13 protein-coding genes are annotated in these 20,224 nt (G+C 66.8%); 9 read left to right on the top strand and 4 right to left on the bottom strand.

What is annotated here, in order from left to right:
• Nucleotides 1-53 precede the first annotated feature (53 nt).
• The 8 genes from prpB to pbpC all read left to right on the top strand — a co-directional run bounded on the left by prpB (nt 54) and on the right by pbpC (nt 15,963).
• Nucleotides 54-947 carry a methylisocitrate lyase gene (gene prpB, locus CLM74_RS16125; RefSeq protein ID WP_080148858.1) on the top strand — a complete coding sequence of 298 codons (894 nt, stop codon included), beginning with the start codon at nt 54-56 and terminating at the stop codon, nt 945-947.
• A 35-nt stretch (nt 948-982) separates the two neighbouring features.
• Nucleotides 983-2,140 carry a 2-methylcitrate synthase gene (gene prpC, locus CLM74_RS16120; protein WP_025877010.1) on the top strand — a complete coding sequence of 386 codons (1,158 nt, stop codon included), beginning with the start codon at nt 983-985 and terminating at the stop codon, nt 2,138-2,140.
• A 109-nt stretch (nt 2,141-2,249) separates the two neighbouring features.
• The gene (gene acnD, locus CLM74_RS16115) at nt 2,250-4,868 is read left to right on the top strand and encodes a Fe/S-dependent 2-methylisocitrate dehydratase AcnD (protein ID WP_105164504.1); all 2,619 of its coding nucleotides are present in this window, start codon (nt 2,250-2,252) and stop codon (nt 4,866-4,868) included.
• Nucleotides 4,869-4,962: 94 nt separating this feature from the next.
• Nucleotides 4,963-5,667 (top strand): hypothetical protein, encoded by a 705-nt coding sequence (locus tag CLM74_RS16110; RefSeq protein WP_025877015.1) that lies wholly within the window; start codon nt 4,963-4,965, stop codon nt 5,665-5,667.
• Between the two features lie 34 nt (nt 5,668-5,701).
• On the top strand, nt 5,702-6,886 hold the full coding sequence (gene prpF / locus CLM74_RS16105) for a 2-methylaconitate cis-trans isomerase PrpF (RefSeq protein WP_105165040.1): 1,185 nt from the start codon (nt 5,702-5,704) through the stop codon (nt 6,884-6,886).
• 99 nt (nt 6,887-6,985) lie between these two features.
• Complete coding sequence (locus tag CLM74_RS16100; RefSeq protein WP_105164503.1) at nt 6,986-8,446, top strand: bifunctional 2-methylcitrate dehydratase/aconitate hydratase; 1,461 nt, start codon at nt 6,986-6,988, stop codon at nt 8,444-8,446.
• A 175-nt stretch (nt 8,447-8,621) separates the two neighbouring features.
• Nucleotides 8,622-13,529, top strand: coding sequence for an alpha-2-macroglobulin (locus tag CLM74_RS16095; RefSeq protein ID WP_105164502.1), 4,908 nt, complete (start codon nt 8,622-8,624; stop codon nt 13,527-13,529).
• 49 nt (nt 13,530-13,578) lie between these two features.
• The gene (gene pbpC / locus CLM74_RS16090) at nt 13,579-15,963 is read left to right on the top strand and encodes a penicillin-binding protein 1C (protein ID WP_105164501.1); all 2,385 of its coding nucleotides are present in this window, start codon (nt 13,579-13,581) and stop codon (nt 15,961-15,963) included.
• 274 nt (nt 15,964-16,237) lie between these two features.
• Here the strand turns inward: pbpC and CLM74_RS16085 are convergent, their stop codons facing one another.
• Together CLM74_RS16085 and CLM74_RS16080 are read right to left on the bottom strand one after the other, a co-directional pair.
• The gene (locus CLM74_RS16085) at nt 16,238-16,819 is read right to left on the bottom strand and encodes a ferritin-like domain-containing protein (protein WP_033831761.1); all 582 of its coding nucleotides are present in this window, start codon (nt 16,817-16,819) and stop codon (nt 16,238-16,240) included.
• A 30-nt stretch (nt 16,820-16,849) separates the two neighbouring features.
• Complete coding sequence (locus tag CLM74_RS16080; protein ID WP_025877032.1) at nt 16,850-17,332, bottom strand: peroxiredoxin; 483 nt, start codon at nt 17,330-17,332, stop codon at nt 16,850-16,852.
• A 259-nt stretch (nt 17,333-17,591) separates the two neighbouring features.
• Here CLM74_RS16080 and CLM74_RS16075 point away from each other — a divergent pair, with 259 nt between their 5' ends.
• Nucleotides 17,592-18,482, top strand: a complete 891-nt coding sequence (locus CLM74_RS16075; protein ID WP_105164500.1) for a DnaJ C-terminal domain-containing protein — start codon at nt 17,592-17,594, stop codon at nt 18,480-18,482.
• Nucleotides 18,483-18,714: 232 nt separating this feature from the next.
• Here CLM74_RS16075 and pilH read toward each other — a convergent pair whose 3' ends face one another.
• Nucleotides 18,715-19,086: a twitching motility response regulator PilH gene (gene pilH / locus CLM74_RS16070; RefSeq protein WP_005410644.1), complete on the bottom strand. Its 372-nt coding sequence runs from the start codon at nt 19,084-19,086 to the stop codon at nt 18,715-18,717.
• Nucleotides 19,087-19,174: 88 nt separating this feature from the next.
• A complete protein-coding gene (locus tag CLM74_RS16065; protein WP_105164499.1) occupies nt 19,175-20,170 on the bottom strand; it encodes a YhdH/YhfP family quinone oxidoreductase in 996 nt (331 codons plus the stop codon).
• Nucleotides 20,171-20,224 lie beyond the last annotated feature (54 nt).

Below are 20,224 nucleotides of genomic sequence, written 5' to 3'. Positions count from 1 at the left end.
AGGTTGGCACGGTGTTTGCGCTTACCCCTGTGTCCTTCAACCTGGATCGCCGCATGACCGTTTCGACCCTCTCTTCCGCCGGTGCCCGCTTCCGCGAGGCGCTGGCTGCCGAATCGCCGCTGCAGGTGATCGGCGCGATCAACGCCAACCATGCGCTGCTGGCCAAGCGCGCGGGTTTCCGTGCCATCTACCTGTCCGGCGGTGGCGTGGCCGCCGGCTCGTTGGGCCTGCCGGACCTCGGCATCAACACCCTGGAAGACGTGCTGGTGGACGTGCGCCGCATCACCGATGTCTGCGACCTGCCGCTGATGGTCGACATCGACACCGGCTTTGGCCCGAGCGCGTTCAACATCGCGCGCACGGTGAAGTCGCTGATCAAGGCCGGCGCGGCCGCCTGCCATATCGAAGACCAGGTCGGCGCCAAGCGCTGCGGTCATCGCCCGGGCAAGGAGATCGTCTCGCAGGGCGAAATGGTCGACCGCGTGAAGGCCGCTGCCGATGCCAAGACCGATCCGGACTTCTTCCTGATCGCGCGCACCGACGCCATCCAGGTGGACGGCGTGGACAAGGCCATCGAGCGTGCCATCGCCTGCGTCGAAGCCGGTGCCGACGGCATCTTCGCCGAGGCCGCCTATGACCTGGATACCTACCGCCGCTTCGTCGATGCGGTGAAGGTGCCGGTGCTGGCCAACATCACTGAATTCGGCGCGACCCCGCTGTTCAGCCGCGACGAGCTGGCTTCGGCCGGCGTGGCCATCCAGCTGTTCCCGCTGTCCGCTTTCCGCGCCGCCAACAAGGCCGCCGAGAACGTCTACCAGACGATCCGCCGTGAGGGCCACCAGCGCAACCTGATCGACAGCATGCAGACCCGCGAGGAGCTGTATGACCGTATCGGCTACCACGCCTTCGAGCAGCAGCTCGATGCGCTGTTCGCCGCCAAGAAATAAGCAGTACCCTGCACCATCAAGTTTCGGAGGGAAACATGAACGATACGACCGCAACCCCGACCTTCAAGCCGAAGAAGTCCGTCGCCCTGTCCGGCACCGCTGCCGGCAACACCGCGCTGTGCAGCGTCGGCCGCAGTGGCAACGACCTGCACTACCGTGGCTACGACATCCTGGACCTGGCCAACACCAGCGAGTTCGAGGAAATCGCCTACCTGCTGGTGCATGGCAAGCTGCCGACCCGCGCCGAGCTGGTCTCCTACAAGGCCAAGCTGAAGTCGCTGCGTGGCATTCCGGCCGCGGTGAAGGCCGCGCTGGAAGAACTGCCGCCGTCGGCGCACCCGATGGATGTGATGCGCACCGGCGTGTCCGTGCTCGGCTGCGTGGCGCCGGAGAAGGATGACCACAACCATCCGGGCGCGCGCGACATCGCCGACAAGCTGATGGCCTGCCTCGGTTCGATGCTGCTGTACTGGTACCACTGGAGCCACAACGGCCGCGCGATCGACGTGGAAACCGATGATGACTCCATCGGTGGCCACTTCCTGCACCTGCTGCACGGCGAGAAGCCGCAGGATTCGTGGGTGAAGGCGATGCACACCTCGCTGATCCTGTACGCCGAGCACGAGTTCAACGCTTCGACCTTCGCCTGCCGCGTCATCGCCGGCACCGGCAGCGACATGTACAGCGCGATCTGCGGTGGCATCGGCGCGCTGCGTGGCCCCAAGCACGGCGGCGCCAACGAAGTGGCGTTCGAAGTGCAGAAGCGCTATGACAATCCGGACGAAGCCGAGGAAGACATCAAGGCCCGCGTGGAGCGCAAGGAAGTGGTGATCGGTTTCGGCCACCCGGTCTACACCGTGTCCGATCCGCGCAACAAGGTGATCAAGGACGTCGCCCGCGAACTGTCCGAAGAGCAGTCGAGCATGAAGATGTACGACATCGCCGAGCGCCTGGAAACGGTGATGTGGGACATCAAGAAGATGTTCCCGAACCTGGACTGGTTCAGCGCCGTCAGCTACCACATGATGGGCGTGCCGACCGCGATGTTCACCCCCCTGTTTGTGATCGCCCGCACCGCCGGCTGGAGCGCGCACATCGTCGAACAGCGTATCGACGGCAAGATCATCCGCCCGAGCGCCAACTACATCGGCCCGGAAGATCGCGACTTCGTGGCCATCGACAAGCGTTCCTGATCATCGCCACTGTTGCACTGCTGCATGCATCCGGCCGGCCCCGTGCCGGCCGGATGCCGTCACCGCCGTATTGCCGGCACCCGGCCCGCCACGAGCATTCCGCCAGCCCATGAATACCGATTACCGCAAGTCCCTCCCCGGCGCCTCGCTGGACTATTTCGATGCGCGCGCCGCCGTCGACGCGATCCAGCCCGGCGCCTACGCCACGCTGCCGTACGTATCGCGCGTGCTGGCCGAGAACCTGGTGCGTCGCTGCGATCCGGCCACGCTGACCGACTCGCTGAAGCAGCTGATCGAGCGCAGTCGCGACCTGGATTTCCCGTGGTTCCCGGCGCGCGTGGTGTGCCATGACATCCTCGGCCAGACCGCGCTGGTGGATCTGGCCGGCCTGCGCGATGCGATCGCCGACAAGGGCGGTGATCCGGCCAAGGTCAACCCGGTGGTGCCGGTGCAGCTGATCGTCGATCACTCGCTGGCAGTGGAGTGCGGTGGTTTCGATCCGCAGGCGTTCGAGAAGAACCGCGCCATCGAGGACCGTCGCAACGAGGACCGCTTCCACTTCATCGACTGGACCAAGCTGGCCTTCGAGAACGTGGACGTGATTCCGCCGGGCAACGGCATCATGCATCAGATCAATCTGGAGAAGATGTCGCCGGTGATCTACGTGCAGGATGGCGTCGCTTTCCCCGATACCTGCGTGGGCACCGACAGCCACACCCCGCATGTGGATGCGCTGGGCGTGATCGCCATCGGCGTGGGTGGCCTGGAAGCAGAGAACGTGATGCTGGGCCGTGCGTCGTGGATGCGCCTGCCGGACATCATCGGTGTCGAGCTGACCGGTCGGCCGCAGCCGGATATCACCGCCACCGACGTGGTGCTGGCCCTGACCGAATTCCTGCGCAAGGAGCGCGTGGTCGGCGCCTGGCTTGAATTCTTCGGCGAAGGTGCCGCTGCACTCACCATCGGTGATCGCGCCACCATCTCCAACATGTGCCCCGAATACGGCGCAACCGCCGCGATGTTCTACATCGACGGCCAGACCATCGACTACCTGCGCCTGACTGGTCGCGAGGAAAAGCAGGTCGCACTGGTTGAAAACTACGCGCGCAGCACCGGCCTGTGGGCCGATGACCTGGCCACTGCGGAATACGAGCGCGTGCTGCACTTCGATCTGTCGACGGTGGTGCGCAACATGGCCGGCCCGAGCAATCCGCATCGCCGCCTGCCGGTATCGGAACTGGTCGAGCGCGGCATCGCCGATGCCGCCAAGCTGGAAGCCGGCAAGGCCGAGCAGGCACAGGGCCTGATGCCCGATGGCGCGGTGATCATCGCTGCCATCACCAGCTGCACCAATACCTCCAACCCGCGCAACGTGATCGCCGCCGGCCTGCTGGCACGCAAGGCCAACGAGCGCGGCCTGCTGCGCAAGCCTTGGGTGAAGTCGTCGCTGGCACCCGGTTCCAAGGCAGTGCAGCTGTACCTGGAAGAAGCGGGCCTGCTGCCGGACTTGGAGAAGCTGGGCTTCGGCATCGTCGCCTTCGCCTGCACCACCTGCAATGGCATGAGCGGCGCGCTGGATCCGAAGATCCAGCAGGAAATCATCGACCGTGACCTGTACGCCACGGCGGTACTGTCGGGCAACCGCAACTTCGACGGCCGCATCCATCCATATGCGAAGCAGGCGTTCCTGGCTTCGCCGCCACTGGTGATCGCCTACGCCATTGCCGGCACCATCCGCTTTGACATCGAGAAGGATGTGCTGGGCGTGGACACCGACGGCAACGAGGTGCGCCTGAAGGACATCTGGCCGAGTGACGCCGAGATCGATGCGGTGGTGAAGGCGGCGGTGAAGCCGGAGCAGTTCCGCAGCGTCTACAACCCGATGTTCAACGTACGCGTCGAACACGGCGCAGCGGTGAGCCCGCTGTACGACTGGCGCCCGCAGAGCACCTACATCCGTCGTCCGCCGTACTGGGAAGGTGCACTGGCCGGTGAGCGCTCGCTGGCCGGCATGCGTGCGCTGGCGGTGTTGCCCGACAACATCACCACCGACCACCTGTCGCCGTCCAACGCGATCCTGGCCTCGAGTGCGGCTGGCGAATACCTGGCGAAGATGGGCCTGCCGGAAGAGGACTTCAATTCCTACGCCACCCATCGCGGTGACCACCTGACCGCGCAGCGTGCCACCTTCGCCAACCCGAAGCTGTTCAACGAGATGGTGCGCAATGAAGATGGCAGCGTGAAACAGGGTTCGCTGGCGCGCGTCGAGCCGGAAGGCAAGGTCATGCGCATGTGGGAAGCCATCGAGACCTACATGGAGCGCAAGCAGCCGCTGATCATCATCGCCGGTGCCGACTACGGGCAGGGTTCTTCGCGTGACTGGGCCGCCAAGGGCGTGCACCTGGCCGGCGTGGAGGCCATCGTTGCCGAAGGCTTCGAGCGCATCCACCGCACCAACCTGATCGGCATGGGCGTGCTGCCGCTGGAGTTCAAGCCGGGCACCACCCGTCTGACCCTGGGCATCGATGGCACCGAAACCTTCGACGTCATCGGTGAACGCACGCCGCGCGCCGAGTTGCGCGTGGTCATCCACCGCCGCGACGGCCAGGACGTGATCGTGCCGGTCACCTGCCGCCTGGACAGTGACGAGGAAGTGGCGATCTACGAGGCCGGCGGCGTGTTGCAGCGCTTCGCCCAGGACTTCCTGGAAGGCGCCAAGGTGGCGTAAGGCAGCGGCTGGCTGCCTTGTGTCAAGTTGCCGCCATGCTGGCTTCGGCCCGCATGGCGGTGGTCACGGAGGAGAGGGGCGTAGCCCCATCTGCATGGGAACCGCGTTCTACAACATCGCAGGCACGGTTAACACCGCCTTCATCCTGCTGAGCCTGTTGGGTGTGGGCGCGCAGTTTCGGTTGGTGCGCAACCGTCGGGAGCGTGCGGATGCGACTGACAGTGCCACTGCAGTGCTGTCGCTGAATCAGTTTACGGTCAGCTTCCTGGCTTACCTCTCCTTCTTCATCTATGGCTACAGCGTCACACCATTCAATCATTTCATTGTCTGGCCGCGGTTGCTCGCCTCGGTGCTGGTGATGGCCATCCTGGTGGAGATCTGGCGTGACCGCCGGAGCCGCTCCGCGACGACCAGCCTGCTGACAGCCGCGCTGCTGTTGATCTGCGCACTGGCTGGTCTGGCTTGGGGCGATCGTCATGTGGATGAAGGCAGGGTGGTGGCCAGTGCGGTGATCGTGGTCATTACCGCGTTGTTGGCCCAGGGCTACGCTCATCAGATTCTGCTGATTCTGCGCAATGGCCATACCGGTGCGGTGTCGCTGCGGATGAGTCAGCTGATCCTGCTGATGGACCTGTCCACGATTGTGTTTGCCTCCGCCATGGGTCTGCGGCTGGGCTGGCCGTTGCTCCTGCTGGCTGTGGTGAGTGGCAGCACCAAGCTGGCCATCCTGTATCTGTTCCGTTGGCAACGCAGTGCGCAGGCTGACAGCCGCCGGCGGCGGCTGGCGTTGCAGTCCTGATGCTCCCTTCTTTTATTCTGTCGAGATGTCCACCATGACGTTCCTCCCGCAACTCCGTATTCCCGCTACCTACATGCGCGGTGGTACCAGCAAGGGCGTGTTCTTCCGCCTGCAGGACCTGCCCGAGGCCGCTCAGGTGCCGGGTGCCGCACGCGATGCGCTGCTGATGCGCGTGATCGGCTCGCCCGACCCGTATGGCAAGCAAACCGACGGCATGGGCGGGGCCACCTCCAGCACCAGCAAGTGCGTGATCATCTCCACCGCCTCGGTGCCGGATCACGACGTGGATTACCTGTATGGCCAGGTGTCGATCGATACCGCATTCGTGGACTGGAGCGGAAACTGCGGCAACCTCAGCACCGCCGTTGGTCCGTTCGCGATCGCCAACGGCCTGATCGATCCGGCCCGCGTGCCGCGCGATGGCCTGTGCACCGTGCGCATCTGGCAGGCCAACATCGGCAAGACCATCATTGCCCATGTGCCGATGCGCGATGGGCAGGTGCAGGAGATCGGCGATTTCGAGCTGGATGGCGTGACCTTCCCGGCTGCCGAGATCCAGCTGGAATTCCTCGATCCGTCCGACGACGGTGACGCCGGTGCGATGTTCCCCACCGGCAACTTGATCGATACGCTGGACGTGCCGGGCGTGGGTAGTTTCGAGGTGACGATGATCACCGCCGGCATCCCGACCATCTTCCTCAACGCCGCCGACCTCGGTTACACCGGCACCGAACTGCAGCCGGCGATCAATGAAGACAAAGCGGCGCTGGAGCGTTTCGAGAAGATCCGTGCCTACGGCGCGCTGCGCATGGGCTTGATCCAGAAACTGGAAGACGCGGCGACCCGCCAGCACACGCCGAAGGTAGCCTTCGTCGCCCCCGCGCAGGATTACGTGTCGTCCAGCGGCAAGGCGATCCCGGCCGCGGACATCGATCTGCATGCCCGCGCGCTGTCGATGGGCAAGCTGCACCACGCGATGATGGGCACCGCTGCAGTAGCGATCGGTACCGCCGCGGCGATCCCCGGCACGCTGGTCAACCGTGCTGCTGGCGGCGGCGAGCGCGAGGCCGTGACCTTCGGGCATCCGTCGGGCACGTTGCGCGTGGGTGCGCAGGCCGCACTCGTTGACGGCCAGTGGACGGTGTCCAAGGCCATCATGAGCCGCAGCGCCCGCGTGCTGATGGAAGGCAAGGTGCGCGTGCCGGCCGATACGCCGTAAGGCAGGTTCATTGTGGTAGCGCCGGGCCATGCCCGGCGGGCGCAACGGGACCCGCCGATGAACCGCCGGGCATGGCCCGGCGCTACCGGAGAACAGACAATGTCCGACAGCCACACCCCATCCAACGCCCGTGCAGCCTGGGATGCGCTGCTGGTGGACATCGTCGACTACGTGCGTGACACGCGCATCGACTCGCCGCTGGCGTTCCAGACCGCGCATAATTGCCTGCTCGACACGCTTGGCTGCGGGTTGGAGGCGCTGTCCTTCCCCGCCTGCAGCAAGCTGCTGGGCCCGCTGGTGCCGGGTATCAGCGTGGCCAACGGCGCGCGCGTCCCCGGCACCAACTTCGTGCTCGATCCGGTGCAGGCGGCTTTCAACATCGGCGCGATGGTGCGCTGGCTGGATTTCAACGACACCTGGCTGGCCGCAGAGTGGGGCCACCCCTCGGACAACCTCGGTGGCATCCTCGCCGTGGCCGACTGGCTTGGCCGCAACGCGGCGGCGTTGCGACGCCCGCCGCCGACCGTGCACGACGTGCTGCTGGCGATGATCAAGGCGCACGAGATCCAGGGCGTGCTGGCGTTACGCAACTCTTTCAACCGGGTCGGCCTGGACCACGTGCTGCTGGTCAAGGTGGCCACCACCGCCGTCGTCGCGCAGATGCTGGGGCTGGACCGCGAGCGGATGCTCAATGCGGTGTCGCTGGCCTGGGTGGATGGACAGGCGCTGCGCACCTACCGGCATGCGCCCAATACCGGTTCGCGCAAAAGCTGGGCGGCCGGTGATGCAACCAGCCGTGGCGTACGCCTGGCGCTGATGGCCGCCACCGGCGAGATGGGCTACCCCAGCGTGCTCAGTGCACCGACCTGGGGCTTCGAAGCGGTATCGATGCATGGCCAGGCGCTGACCCTCGGCCGCCCCTTCGGCAGCTACGTGATGGAGAACGTGCTGTTCAAGATCAGTTTCCCGGCCGAATTCCACGGGCAGACGGCGGTGGAGGCGGCGATCATCCTGCACCAGCAGCTGCGCGCGCAGGGGCGAGCGGCCGAGGACATCGAGCACATCGCGATCCGTACCCAGGAAGCCTGCATCCGCATCATCGACAAGCAGGGGCCGCTGCACAACCCGGCCGACCGCGATCACTGCGTGCAGTACATGGTTGCCATCGCGCTGCTGCATGGGCGGCTGGTGGCCGAGGATTACGAGGACGACATGGCGGTCGATCCGCGCATCGACACGCTGCGCGCGAAGATGACCTGCCATGAAGACCCGCAGCTCAGCGCCGACTACCTGGACCCGGACAAGCGCAGCATCGCCAACGGGCTGACGGTGCGCTTCAACGACGGCAGCGCGCTGCCGGAGGTGCTGGTGGAGTACCCGCTGGGCCACGCACGCCGGCGCGCAGAGGGTATCCCGCTGCTGATGGACAAGTTCCGTCGGCACCTGGCGCACCGCTTCCCCACCGCCCAGCAGCAGCGCGTCCTGGCCGCCTCGCTGGACCCGGTGGCCCTGGCGGCGATGCCGGTGACCGACTACGTGGACCTGTACCTGCCGGGGTAGGGGGCACTTTGGTAGGTGCCAACCCTGGTTGGCACGGACCCAACGCCAACCGGGGTTGGCGGCTACCGCGCCGGGCATGGCCCGGCGCTACCATTCCGATGCATTCCTGCCGAATCCGCGTCAACGCCTTGACGCGACGCGCCTATAATGGCCACCTCGATCAAGGAGTGACGACATGAGCGGTCCGGCACGGCGGATGCGGTGGGGATGGACGGCAGCATTGCTGGCAGGAGGGCTGTTGCTGGGCCTGGCCGGTTGCCGCAACGACAGCGGGCAGCTGCCAAAGGCCAGCGGCGAAGCCATCGCCACCAAGGCCGAGCAGGTGAAGGAGTTCACCCTGCTGCGTGCCTACCCGGACCAGAAGAGTGAAGGCCTGTCGCTGGCGCTGGAGTTCTCGCGCCCGCTGGTCGGCACCCAGGACTTCGACAAGCTGGTGCGCTTCGAAGAGAAGGTCGGCAACGATGACAGCAGCTGGACCCTGTCCGATGACGGCCTGACCCTGCGCTATCCCTTCGTCGAAGCCGGCAAGGAATTCAGCCTGGTGGTCTCGCCGGACCTGCTGGCCGCCGATGGCAGCCGCCTCGGCAAGGAACTGAAGCAGAAGGTCTTCAGCGGCGAGCTGAAGCCGGTGGCCGGTTTCGCCTCGCAGGGCAGCGTGCTGCCGGCCAAGGACAGCCGCGGCCTGCCGGTGGTGTCGGTGAATGTGCCGGAGGTCGATGTCGAGTTCCTGCGCGTGCGCGAAAAGGATCTGCCGACCTTCTTCAGCCAGTACCAGCGCGGTGGTCGCCGCGGCAGCTGGGAACTGAGCAGCGACTACGAGCGCAGCCCGATCAACAAGCTGGCCGAACCGGTCTACGTCAACCGCTTCATCCTGGGTGGCAAGCAGAACGAGCGGGTGCTGACCTACCTGCCGACCCAGGACATCAAGGAACTGCAGGAGCCGGGGCTGTATTTCGCCCTGCTCAAGCGCACCGGTGACTACGAGGGCGAGTTCGATACCGCGTTCTTCTCGGTCAGCGACATCGGTCTGCACACCCGCGCGTACAAGGACAAACTGTTCGTCCATACCGCCGCGCTGAAGGACGGTGCGTCGCTGAAGGGCATCGACCTGCGCGTGCTCGATGCCAAGGGCGAAGTGGTGCTGAAGGGCAGTACCGACAGCAATGGCAATGCGCTGCTGAACTACACCCTGGATGCCACCCACGTGCTGGTGGCCAGCAGCGGCAAGGACACCAGCTTCCTGCCCTTCAACCAGCCGGCGCTGGACCTGAGCGAATTTGCTGTGGCCGGTCGTGACAATGCCTGGTTCGACGTTTACGCCTGGTCCGGCCGTGACCTGTACCGTCCGGGCGAGACCGTGCGCCTGTCCGCCCTGCTGCGCGACAACGACGGCAAGCCGGTCAAGGCACAGCCGGTGTTCCTGCGCCTGAAGCAGCCCGATGGCAAGACCTTCCGCGAAACCCGCGTGCAGCCGGGTGAGCAGGGCTACATCAACTTCGAGCAGACCATTCCCGCCGAGGCGCCGACGGGGCGCTGGCAAGTGGAGTTCCGCACCGACCCGGCCAGCAAGGAAGCGATCCAGGGCATGACCCTGCGCATCGAGGAGTTCCTGCCGGAGCGCATGAAGCTGGACCTGGACAGCGCGCAGAAGACGCTGAAGCCGGGTGAAGACCTGCGCCTGCAGGCCAACGGCGCCTATCTGTACGGTGCCCCGGCCGACGGCAACCGCTTCACCGCGCGCATGGCGGTGGCCGCCGAGCAGAAGCCGGTGGAGGGCCTGCCGGGCTACTTCTTCGGCGACCCGACCCTGCAGCTGCCGCGCGAAGCCAAGGATGTCATCGACACCACGCTGCCGGCCAATGGTCAGCTGCGCGAAGACGTGTCGTTGCCGGAAGAGGCGACCAAGGCGAAGGCGCCGATCGCGGTGGTGCTGTCCGGCAGCCTGTATGAAACCGGTGGCCGCACGGTCACCCGCACCCTGAAGCGGGTGGTATGGCCGGCCGCCGCACTGGTCGGCGTGCGCCCGTTGTTCAATCCGGACGACGGCGCTGATTCCAACGGCAACGCGCGGTTTGAACTGATGCGCGTGGATGCGGCCGGCAAGCCGCAGCCGGCCAAGGGCCTGAAGATCACCCTGGTGCGCGAGCTGCGCGACTACCACTGGACCTTCAACGACAACCGCTGGGACTACGATTTCACCCGCCGCTTCGAAAACAAGGAAACCCGTACCGTCGATGCCGGCGGCAGCGCGGTGGCCTTCGACTTCCCGGTGGAGTGGGGCGAGTACCGGGTGGACGTGTTCGATCCGTCCACCGGCCTGACCAGCCGTTATCCGTTCCGCGCCGGCTGGAGCTGGGGCGATGACAACCGTGGCCTCGATGCCCGCCCGGACAAGGTCAAGCTGGGCCTGGACAAGACCGGCTACAAGGCCGGCGATACCCTGGAAGTGACGGTGACCCCGCCGCACGCCGGCAAGGGCGTGCTGATGGTCGAGACCGACCGCATGTTGTACGTGCAGGATATCGACGCCAAGCCCGGTGCCACCTACAAGATCCCGGTCACCGCAGACTGGGAGCGCCACGACGTCTACATCACCGCGCTGGTGTTCCGCGGTGGCAGTGCGCCGAGCAAGATCACCCCAGCCCGCGCGGTGGGCGTGGTGCACGTGCCGATGGACCGCAAGGGCCGCACCGTGGCCGTCGGCCTGGCCGCGCCCAAGCAGATGCGACCGGAGCAGGACCTGCCAGTGACGGTCAGCGCACCGCAGCTGGCCGGCAAGGTCGCGCACGTCACTGTGTCGGCCGTGGATGTGGGCATTCTCAACATCACCCGCTTCCCGGTGCCCGATGCCGGCGCGCACTTCTTCGCCCAGCGCCGCCTCGGCATCGATGCCTATGACATCTACAGCCGGGTGATCGAGAGCTTCGACGGCGGCAGCGGCAAGCTGAAGTTCGGCGGCGACATGGCGCTGCAGGCGTTGCCGCAGGCCAAGCGGCCGACCGCGCGCGTGCAGACCGTGGACCTGTTCTCCGGCCCGGTGCAGCTCGATGCCAAGGGCATTGCCCGCATTCGCCTGAAAGTGCCGGATTTCAATGGCACCCTGCGGGTGTCGGCGCTGGTCTACAGCGATGACCAGTACGGCAAGCGCGATGTGGAAACCGTGGTGCGCGCACCGATCCTGGCCGAGGCCAGCATGCCGCGCGTGCTCGCCCCGGGCGACCGCAGCACGGTGACGCTGGACGTGCAGAACTTCACCGGCAAGCCCGGTCAGTTCAACGTGCGCGTGGACAGCGAAGGCCCGCTCAGCCTGGGCGAAGGCACGCGCAGCGTGCAGCTCAATGCCGATGCCAAGACCACGTTGAGCTTCCCGTTGTCGGCGCGCGAGGGCCACAGCGTGGCCAAGGTGCGCGTGCGTGTGGATGGCAACGGCTTCAAGGCCGACCGCCGCTACGATCTGCCGGTACGCGCGGCGTGGCCGCAGGTACTGCGCTCGCAGGTGCGCACGCTCGATCCGCTGGCGGCGGTGAGCCTGGATGGCAGCCTGATGGACGGGCTGATGTCCGAATCGGTCAATGCCCGCCTGCTGGTCAGCCCGCTGCCGCCGATCCCGTTCGCCAGCGCGCTGCAGGGCGCGCTGAACTACCCGTACGGCTGTGCCGAACAGACCACCAGCAAGGGCTACGCCGCGCTGATCCTGGACCAGGCCACGTCGTCCATGCTCGGCGCTGACGGCCTGGATGCGAAGACCCGTCGCGAGCGCATGGAAGGTGCGTTCGGTCGCCTGGCATCGATGCAGGTGGCCAACGGCAACTTCTCGATGTGGGGTGACGACGGCTACGTGAACCCGTGGCTGACCCCGTACATCGCCGAGTTCCTGCTCGATGCCAAGGACGGTGGCTTCGCGGTGCCGGACAACGTGCTGCAGAAGGCGCTGAACCGCCTGAGCGAAGACCTGCTGTCCGGTGGCAACCAGTTCTACGGCCAGGAAAAACGCGAAAGCCTGAAGTTCGCCAACCAGGCGTACTCGGGTTACGTGCTGGCCCGCGTCAACCGCGCGCCGCTGGGTACCCTGCGCACGCTGTACGACAACGAACGCAGCAAGGCCGTGGGTGGTCTGTCGCTGGTGCACCTGGGCGTGGCGCTGTCGCTGCAGGGCGATGCCAAGCGCGGCCAGGCGGCCCTTGCGGCGGGCTTTGCCAAGTCCAGCAGCGAGCGCCCGTCGTACTTCGGCGACTACGGCAGTGCCGTTCGTGATGATGCGCTGATGATCGCGCTGACCCACGAAAACAAGCTGGCCAAGCCGGCATGGGATGCACGCGCGGTTGATCTTGGCCGTGGCCTGGATGCGCGCCGCAACAGTGGCTGGATGTGGCTGAGCACGCAGGAACAGGTGGCCATCGCCCGCCTCGGCAAGGCACTGGCCGCCAACCAGAAGGCGCTGGTGGCCGGTGAGCTGGTGATCGGTGGCAACAGCGAGGCCATCGGCGAACGCAAGCTGTTTGGTCGCAACTTCGATGCAGGGCAGCTGGCCGCGGGCGTGCGCTTCACCCCGCAGGGACAGCCGCCGATGTTCGCCAGCATCGACGTGGCCGGCATTCCGCGCAGTGCGCCGGCGCCGGACAACAGCGTGATCGGCGTGGAGCGAAGCTACTTCGGCACCGATGGCAAGCCGTGGTCGCCGCGTCCGCTGAAGGAAGGTGAAGCGCTGATCGTGCGGGTCACCATCACCGCCGACAGCGAGATGCCCGATGCGCTGCTGACCGACCTGCTGCCGGCAGGCCTGGAGATCGAGAACCTCAACCTGGGCGATGCCAAGCAGTGGGCCGATGTGGTGGTCGATGGCATAACCATCAGCGACCGCAGCGAAGCGGCCGATACCAAGCACGAAGAGTTCCGCGATGACCGCTACGTGGCGGCGCTGAAGCTCTCGCGTGGCAGCAAGGCCAACGTGTTCTACCTGGTGCGTGCGGTCACTCCGGGTACCTACACGGTGCCGCCGTCGCTGGTGGAGGACATGTACCGGCCGCAGCTGCGTGGCGTCGGCCGTAGCAACCCGACCACGTTGACGGTGGCACAGCCGTGACCGTGCGGACGGGCCGCGACGGCGCGGCCCGTCCCACTGGATGCCGTGGATGAAGGTGGGATCGCTGAAAACGCGGCTGCCGCGCCTGCGGCAGCGGCTGCAACCGCTGTGGCCGTGGCTGCGCTGGGGCACGGCGGCGTTGCTGGCGCTGCTGCTGGTACTGGATTTCGCCTTCCCGCCGCCGTTGCCCCGGCAACGCGACACCAGCACGCTGGTGGTCGCCGCTGACGGCAGCCCGATGCGGGCGTTCGCCGATGCCGAGGGCGTGTGGCGCTATCCGGCGTCGGTCGACAGCGTGTCGCCGCTGTACCTGCAGGCGCTGCTGACTTACGAGGATCGCTGGTTCTGGCAGCACCCGGGCATCAATCCGCTGGCGATCCTGCGTGCCGGTGGGCAGCTGCTGCGGGGTGGCCGCATCGTCTCCGGAGGCTCGACCCTGACCATGCAGGTGGCGCGCATTCTCGATCCGCATACGCGCACGCCCTGGGGCAAGCTGAAGCAGATGCTGCGTGCGGTGCAGCTTGAGGTGCACCTGTCCAAGCGCGAGATCCTCGCGTTGTATCTGGAGCGCGCGCCCTACGGTGGCACCATCGAAGGCGTGGAGGCGGCCAGCTGGGCCTACCTGGGTAAGCCGGCCGCGCAGCTTTCGCATGCCGAAGCCGCGTTGCTGGCGGTGCTGCCACAGGCACCCAGCCGTTTGCGCCCGGATCGTCATCCCGAAGCTGCGCAGAAGGCTCGCGACAAGGTGCTGGCGCGCATGGCCGAGCTCGGCGCATGGACGCCGGAGGAAGTGGAAGATGCGCGCATCGAGAACGTGGTCGCACGCTCGCTGCGTCCACCACTGCACGCGGCGCTGCTGGCCCAGCGCCTGCACTCGGCGCATCCAGGGCAGGCGCGGATCCAGAGCAGCATCGACATCGGCCTGCAGCGCACCCTTGAAGAGCGCGTGGCCAGCTATTTCTCCACGCTGCCCGAGCGCACGTCAGCCGCACTGCTGGTGGTCGACAACCAGACCCTGCAGGCGCGTGCGTATGTCGGCACGCTGTCTTTCGGTGATCGGCAACGGCTGGGCCACGTGGACATGGTGCAGGCCTGGCGCTCGCCGGGCTCCACGCTGAAGCCGTTCCTGTATGCGATGGCACTCGATGATGGCCTGATCCATTCCGAGAGCCTGCTGGTGGATGCGCCGCAGAGCTTCGGCAGCTATCGGCCGGGCAACTTCGACATGGCCTTCAACGGCCCGGTCAGTGCTGCCAGTGCGCTGCGCCTGTCGCTGAACGTGCCGTCGGTCGATCTGCTGCAACGGGTAGGTGCGGCACGCTTCGCTGCGCGCCTGTCGCACGCCGGCATCCAGTTGCGCTTCCCGCCGGGCAGTTCGCCCAATCTGTCGCTGATCCTCGGCGGCACCGGCGCGCGGCTGGAAGACCTGGTCGGTGCGTTCGCTGCGCTCAACCGCAACGGCATTGCCGGCCGCGTGCGCTACACCGATGACGAACCGATGATCGAGCGGCGGCTGGCTTCGCCCGGTGCCAGCTGGATCGTGCGCGAGATGCTGGAATCGAATCCGCGCCCGGGATACGGCGTTGGCACGTTCGACGTTGGCGGGCGGCCGCGCGTGGCCTGGAAGACCGGAACCAGCTATGGCTACCGCGATGCGTGGGCGATCGGCAGTACCCGCCACTACACCGTGGGCGTGTGGGTGGGGCGCCCCGACGGCACGCCGTTGCCGGGGCAGTACGGCGCGGTCACCGCCTTGCCGTTGATGTTCGAGGTGGTCGACAGCCTGCCGCGCCAACGCGGCGATGCGGCGGCCGCGCCGATGCCGGCCAGCGTGACCCAGGCAGACATCTGCTGGCCAACCGGGGAACTGGCCGAAGGGTTGCCAGCGGCACTCTGCCAGCGACGCCTGTCGGCCTATCTGCTGGACGGTGCGGCACCGCCGACGTTCCCCGAACGCGAGGCACGGCGATGGCAGCCTGGCCGCCAACGCTACCTGGCTGACGCGCGCACCGGACTGCGCGTATCGGCTGACTGCAGCGCGCCGCATGAGGAAGTCGCGCGGGAAATCGCGCGATGGCCGGCGCTGTTGTCACCCTGGCTGCCCAAGGCCACCCGCGATGCCTCACAGCTTCCCGCGCTGTCGCCGGACTGTCGCGATGATGGCCGCGAGGCCAGCGTGGCCCTGCATATCGATGGCCTCAACGAAGGCGCGACGCTGGCGCGTGCACCCAACGCCGAACACGGCGTACGCCTGCAGCTGCGCGCATTGGGCAGCGAACAGGCCGTGGACTGGCTGCTGGATGGTCGATGGATCGCGCAGACGCGCGGTGCGCAGCTGATGCAGCGCGAGTTCTCCGATCCGGGGGCGCATACGTTGACCGCGCTGGCTGCTGACGGCGCCTGGACGCAGGTACGGTTCAACGTGCTGCGGTAGCGCCGGGCCATGCCCGGCGGATGTCACGTGATCGGGCACCAACCCGCCGGGCATGGCCCGGCGCTACCGGTCCACCATGACCCGGTAGGTGCCCACCCTGGTTGGCACGCGCAGAAGCCGCCCACCAAGGTGGGCGACTACCAGGGCGTTCGCTGGCATGGCCCGGCGCTACCGATCCACCATGACCCGGTAGGTGCCCACCTTGGTGGGCACGCGCAGAAGCCGCCCACCAAGGTGGGCATCTACCAGGGCGTTAGCCGGGCATGGCCCGGCGCTACTCCCCGATCCACCCATCCAGCAGGTCGGCGAACTCGTCGGCGTGCTCCTCCTCCTGCGCCAGGATCTCCTCGAGGATGCGCTTGGTGGTGGTATCGCTGTCTCCGATGAAGTTGATCATCTCGCGGTAGCTGTCGATGGCGATGCGCTCGGCCACCAGGTTCTCGCGGACCATGTCGCGCAGGTCGCTGCCTTCCTTGTATTCGGCGTGCGAGCGTGCGGTCAGCGTGTCCGGATTGAGGTCAGGCTCGCCGCCGAGCTGGACGATGCGTTCGGCCAGCTTGCCGGCGTGCGCCTGCTCCTGTTGTGCGTGCTCGAGGAACTCGCCCTTGACCGCATCGGCCAGCATGCCCTTGGCCATGAAGTAGTGCCGGTAGTAGCGCAGCACGCATACATATTCGGTGGCCAGCGCGTCGTTGAGCAGCTTGATCACCACCTTGCGGTCGGCGCTGTAGCTGTCGGTGATCGCTCCGTCTTCGATGTTCTTCCGTGCCCGCTCGCGCAGGGTCTGGCGATCGCTGATGCCAGCGACCTTGGCGGAAGGGGAGGTGTTGCTGGCTTTGGCTGGCTTGTTGGACATGGCTGGCCGGTTTCCTCTGCAGTCGGGGTTTCAGGTGGGCAGGTGATCCAGTACGTAGTCGGCTGACGACACCTCGAACTGGCCGGGCTCCTCGATCCAGGCCGCGCGCACCGTGCCGTCCACCACGTACAGGGCAAAGCGACGCGAACGCGTGCCCATGCCGGATGAACTTGCATCCAGCTCCAGGCCAAGTGCACGGGTCAGTTCGGCATTGCCGTCGGACAACATCAGCAGACCGTCGGGTACGTGCTGGTCGGTGGCCCAGGCCTTCATCACGAACGGGTCGTTGACCGCCACGCAGTAGACATCGATGCCGCGATGGCGGAACGCCTCGAACTTTTCCACGTACCCGGGCAGGTGGCGGGCCGAGCAGGTGGGGGTGAACGCACCGGGCACGGCGAACAGCACCACCTTGCGCCCGTCGAACAGGGCGTGGGTATCGAGGGTCTCGATGCCTTCGCGGATGCGCTTGAGAGTGACTTCCGGAATACGGTCGCCGACATGGATGGTCATGGGAACTCCTTGCTGGGTGAGGGTAGGGGCCAGGAGGGGACGGACGCGTCAAGACATTGGAAAACCCATGTATACACCCCATCTCCGTCGTCCGCGGCGGGCTGTCAGCCACAGCATGGGGCCGGGCGATGGCAGGCGCATTGCGCTGGATCAGTCGGCCTCACCGTTGCCGCACGACCGGCGGCGTAGCATCGCCGGCGCGTAGAATGAACCCGGGGCGGCGCCCACCGGCGCGGCCGAAGCGAATCGAGGTAGCTGGATGGAATTCAAGGATTATTACGCCACCCTGGGGGTGGAACCGAGCGCGGGCGAGGCGGAAATCAAGACCGCCTATCGCCGGCTGGCACGCAAGTACCACCCGGACGTCAGCAAGGAGGCCGGGGCCGAGGACAAGTTCAAGGCCATCAACGAGGCCTACGAGGCGTTGCGCGATCCCGAGAAGCGCGCGGCCTATGACCAGTTGCGTGCGCAGGGCTATCGTCCGGGCGAGGAATTCAACGTGCCGCCGAACTACGGCGGTGGCGGTTTCAATTTCGAGGAAGTGTTCGGCGGCGGTGGCCCCAACGGTGGTTTCAGCGACTTCTTCGAGAGCCTGTTCGCGCGCCAGCGCGGCGGCCAGGGTGCAGGCCCGGGCCCGGGCTTCAGCAGCCATGGCCATGCGCCCAACCGCGATACCCGGGCCAAGCTGTCGGTACCACTGGAGGCGGCCTACAGCGGCGACAGCCTGCGCATCACCGTCAACGGCAAGCAGCTGGACGTGCGCGTGCCCAAGGGCATCCGTCCCGGGCAGGTGATCCGCCTGGCCGGGCAGGGCAATCACGGCGGCAACCTGCTGCTGGAAGTGGAGTACGCCGCGCATCCGCAGTTCGAGGTCGACGGCCGCAACATCCTGTACACGCTGCCGGTCACCCCGTGGCAGGCCGCGTTGGGCACCAGCATCAGCGTGCCGACCCTGGGCGGCGCGGTGGAACTGAAGATTCCGGCCGATTCCGACGCCGGTCGCAAGCTGCGGCTGCGTGGGCGCGGCCTGCCGGGCAGCCCGGAGGGCGACCAGATCGTCGAGCTGGAGATTGTCGCCCCGGCGGCGACGGACGACGCGCAGAAGAAGGCCTATCGGAATCTGGCCAAGGCGTTTGGCGAAACGATCTGAAATTCGCTTCGGTGGGTGCGGACCTCGGTCCCCACCCCTTGCGGTAGTGCCGGCCGCTGGCCGGCAGAGGCGTGCCAACCAAGGTTGGCATCTACCGGAGCGGTGGGTCAGCCTTGACCGGCACCTGTTGCGGTAGTGCCGGCCGCTGGCCGGCAGAGGTGTGCCAACCAAGGTTGGCACCTACCAGAGCAAAGGCGTGCCAACCAAGGTTGGCATCTACCGGAGCGGTGGGTCAGCCTTGACCGGCGAACACCCGCTCCAGCACTTCGGACAGTTCGTCTTCCGAGAACGGCTTGGTGATGTAGGCCTTGGCGCCCTGGCGCATGCCCCACATGCGGTCGGTGTCCTGGTCCTTGGTGGTCACCAGGATCACCGGAATATGCCGGGTCGCCTCATCGCGGGCGAGCGTGCGGGTCGCCTGGAAGCCATTGAGGTTGGGCATCACCACGTCCATCAGCACCAGGTCGGGCAGCTCGGCCTTGGCGGTCTCCACTCCGGCCGCACCATCGGTGGCGGTCAGGATCTGGTGCCCGAGCTTCTCGACGATGCGCTGTATCCCCAACAGCTGCGACGGTGAGTCGTCGACGATCAGAATGCGTGCCATGTTGTTCCCCATGTGATGCCGGAAGTGTAGTGCCGGCATCCTGTTGGCGGGAGGGCGACAGCTGCCGTCCGTCGCCTGCCTGCGACGTTCAGTCGATCCGCACCACCGTGCGGCCAAGCGAGCCGCCCGCCAGCATGCGATCGAACACCGCAGGCAGACCGTCCAGACCGACTTCGGCGGTGCAGATGCGGTCCAGGTGCTGCGGTTTCCACGCGTCACCCAAGCGTGCCCACACTTCTTCGCGCAGCGCGCGCGGGGCATTGGCCGACGAAACGCCGAGCAGCGAGACACCGCGCAGAATGAAGGGCATCACGGTCATGTCCAGCGTCGGGCTGGCGGCCAGTCCCGCACTGACCACGCTGCCGTAAGGCACGGTCTGGGCCAGCAGACTGGCCAGCATCGGCCCGCCGGCGTTGTCCAGGCCACCGCCGAAACGTGCCGACTGCAGCGGACCGGTGTCGGCAAGGGCGTCACGCGGCAGCACCTCGGCAGCACCGATACCGCGCAGGAAGTCGCTCTGTTCCGGTTTGCCGCTGATCGCGTGCACGGCATAGCCGGCGCGGCTGAAGATGTCCACGGCCAGAGCCCCGACCCCACCGCTGGCGCCGGTAACCGCCAGTGGCCCAAGCGCGGGCGTCTGCCGGTTGTCCTGCAGGCGCAGCAGCGCCAGCGCGGCGGTGAAGCCGGCGGTGCCCAGTACCATCGCCTCGCGTGGGCTCAAGCCCGCCGGCTGGGCGATGACCGCGCTCGATTCCAGTCGCACGTACTGGCTGTAGCCGCCATCACGGGTTTCGCTGAGGCCGCAGCCGGTGGCCAGTACCGCATCACCCTCGCGCCAGGCCGGATCGGTGGAGGCGACCACCGTGCCGGCCACGTCGATCCCGCCCACCAGCGGGAAGCGGCGCAGGATGCGGCCTTTGCCGGTGCCGGCCAGGGCATCCTTGTAGTTGACCGAGGACCAGTGGGCGCGGATCAGCACCTGGCCGGGGTTGAGGTCGTCCAGACGCAGCGGGACCAGGCCGCTGCGGTAGCCGGCGTCGTCTTTTTCGATGCGGAAGGCGGTGAACGGGGTGGTGGGGGCCATCGGCGTTGCCTGACTTCGAGGAAAACGCCACCTTACCCGCTCCGGCCCCTTTCA

This window comes from Stenotrophomonas sp. MYb57 (assembly GCF_002966815.1).
In the GTDB taxonomy this organism is placed as follows: domain Bacteria; phylum Pseudomonadota; class Gammaproteobacteria; order Xanthomonadales; family Xanthomonadaceae; genus Stenotrophomonas; species Stenotrophomonas indicatrix.
The sequence above is the reverse complement of the archived record's forward strand: the minus strand, read 5'-3'. Positions and strand labels throughout refer to the sequence as shown.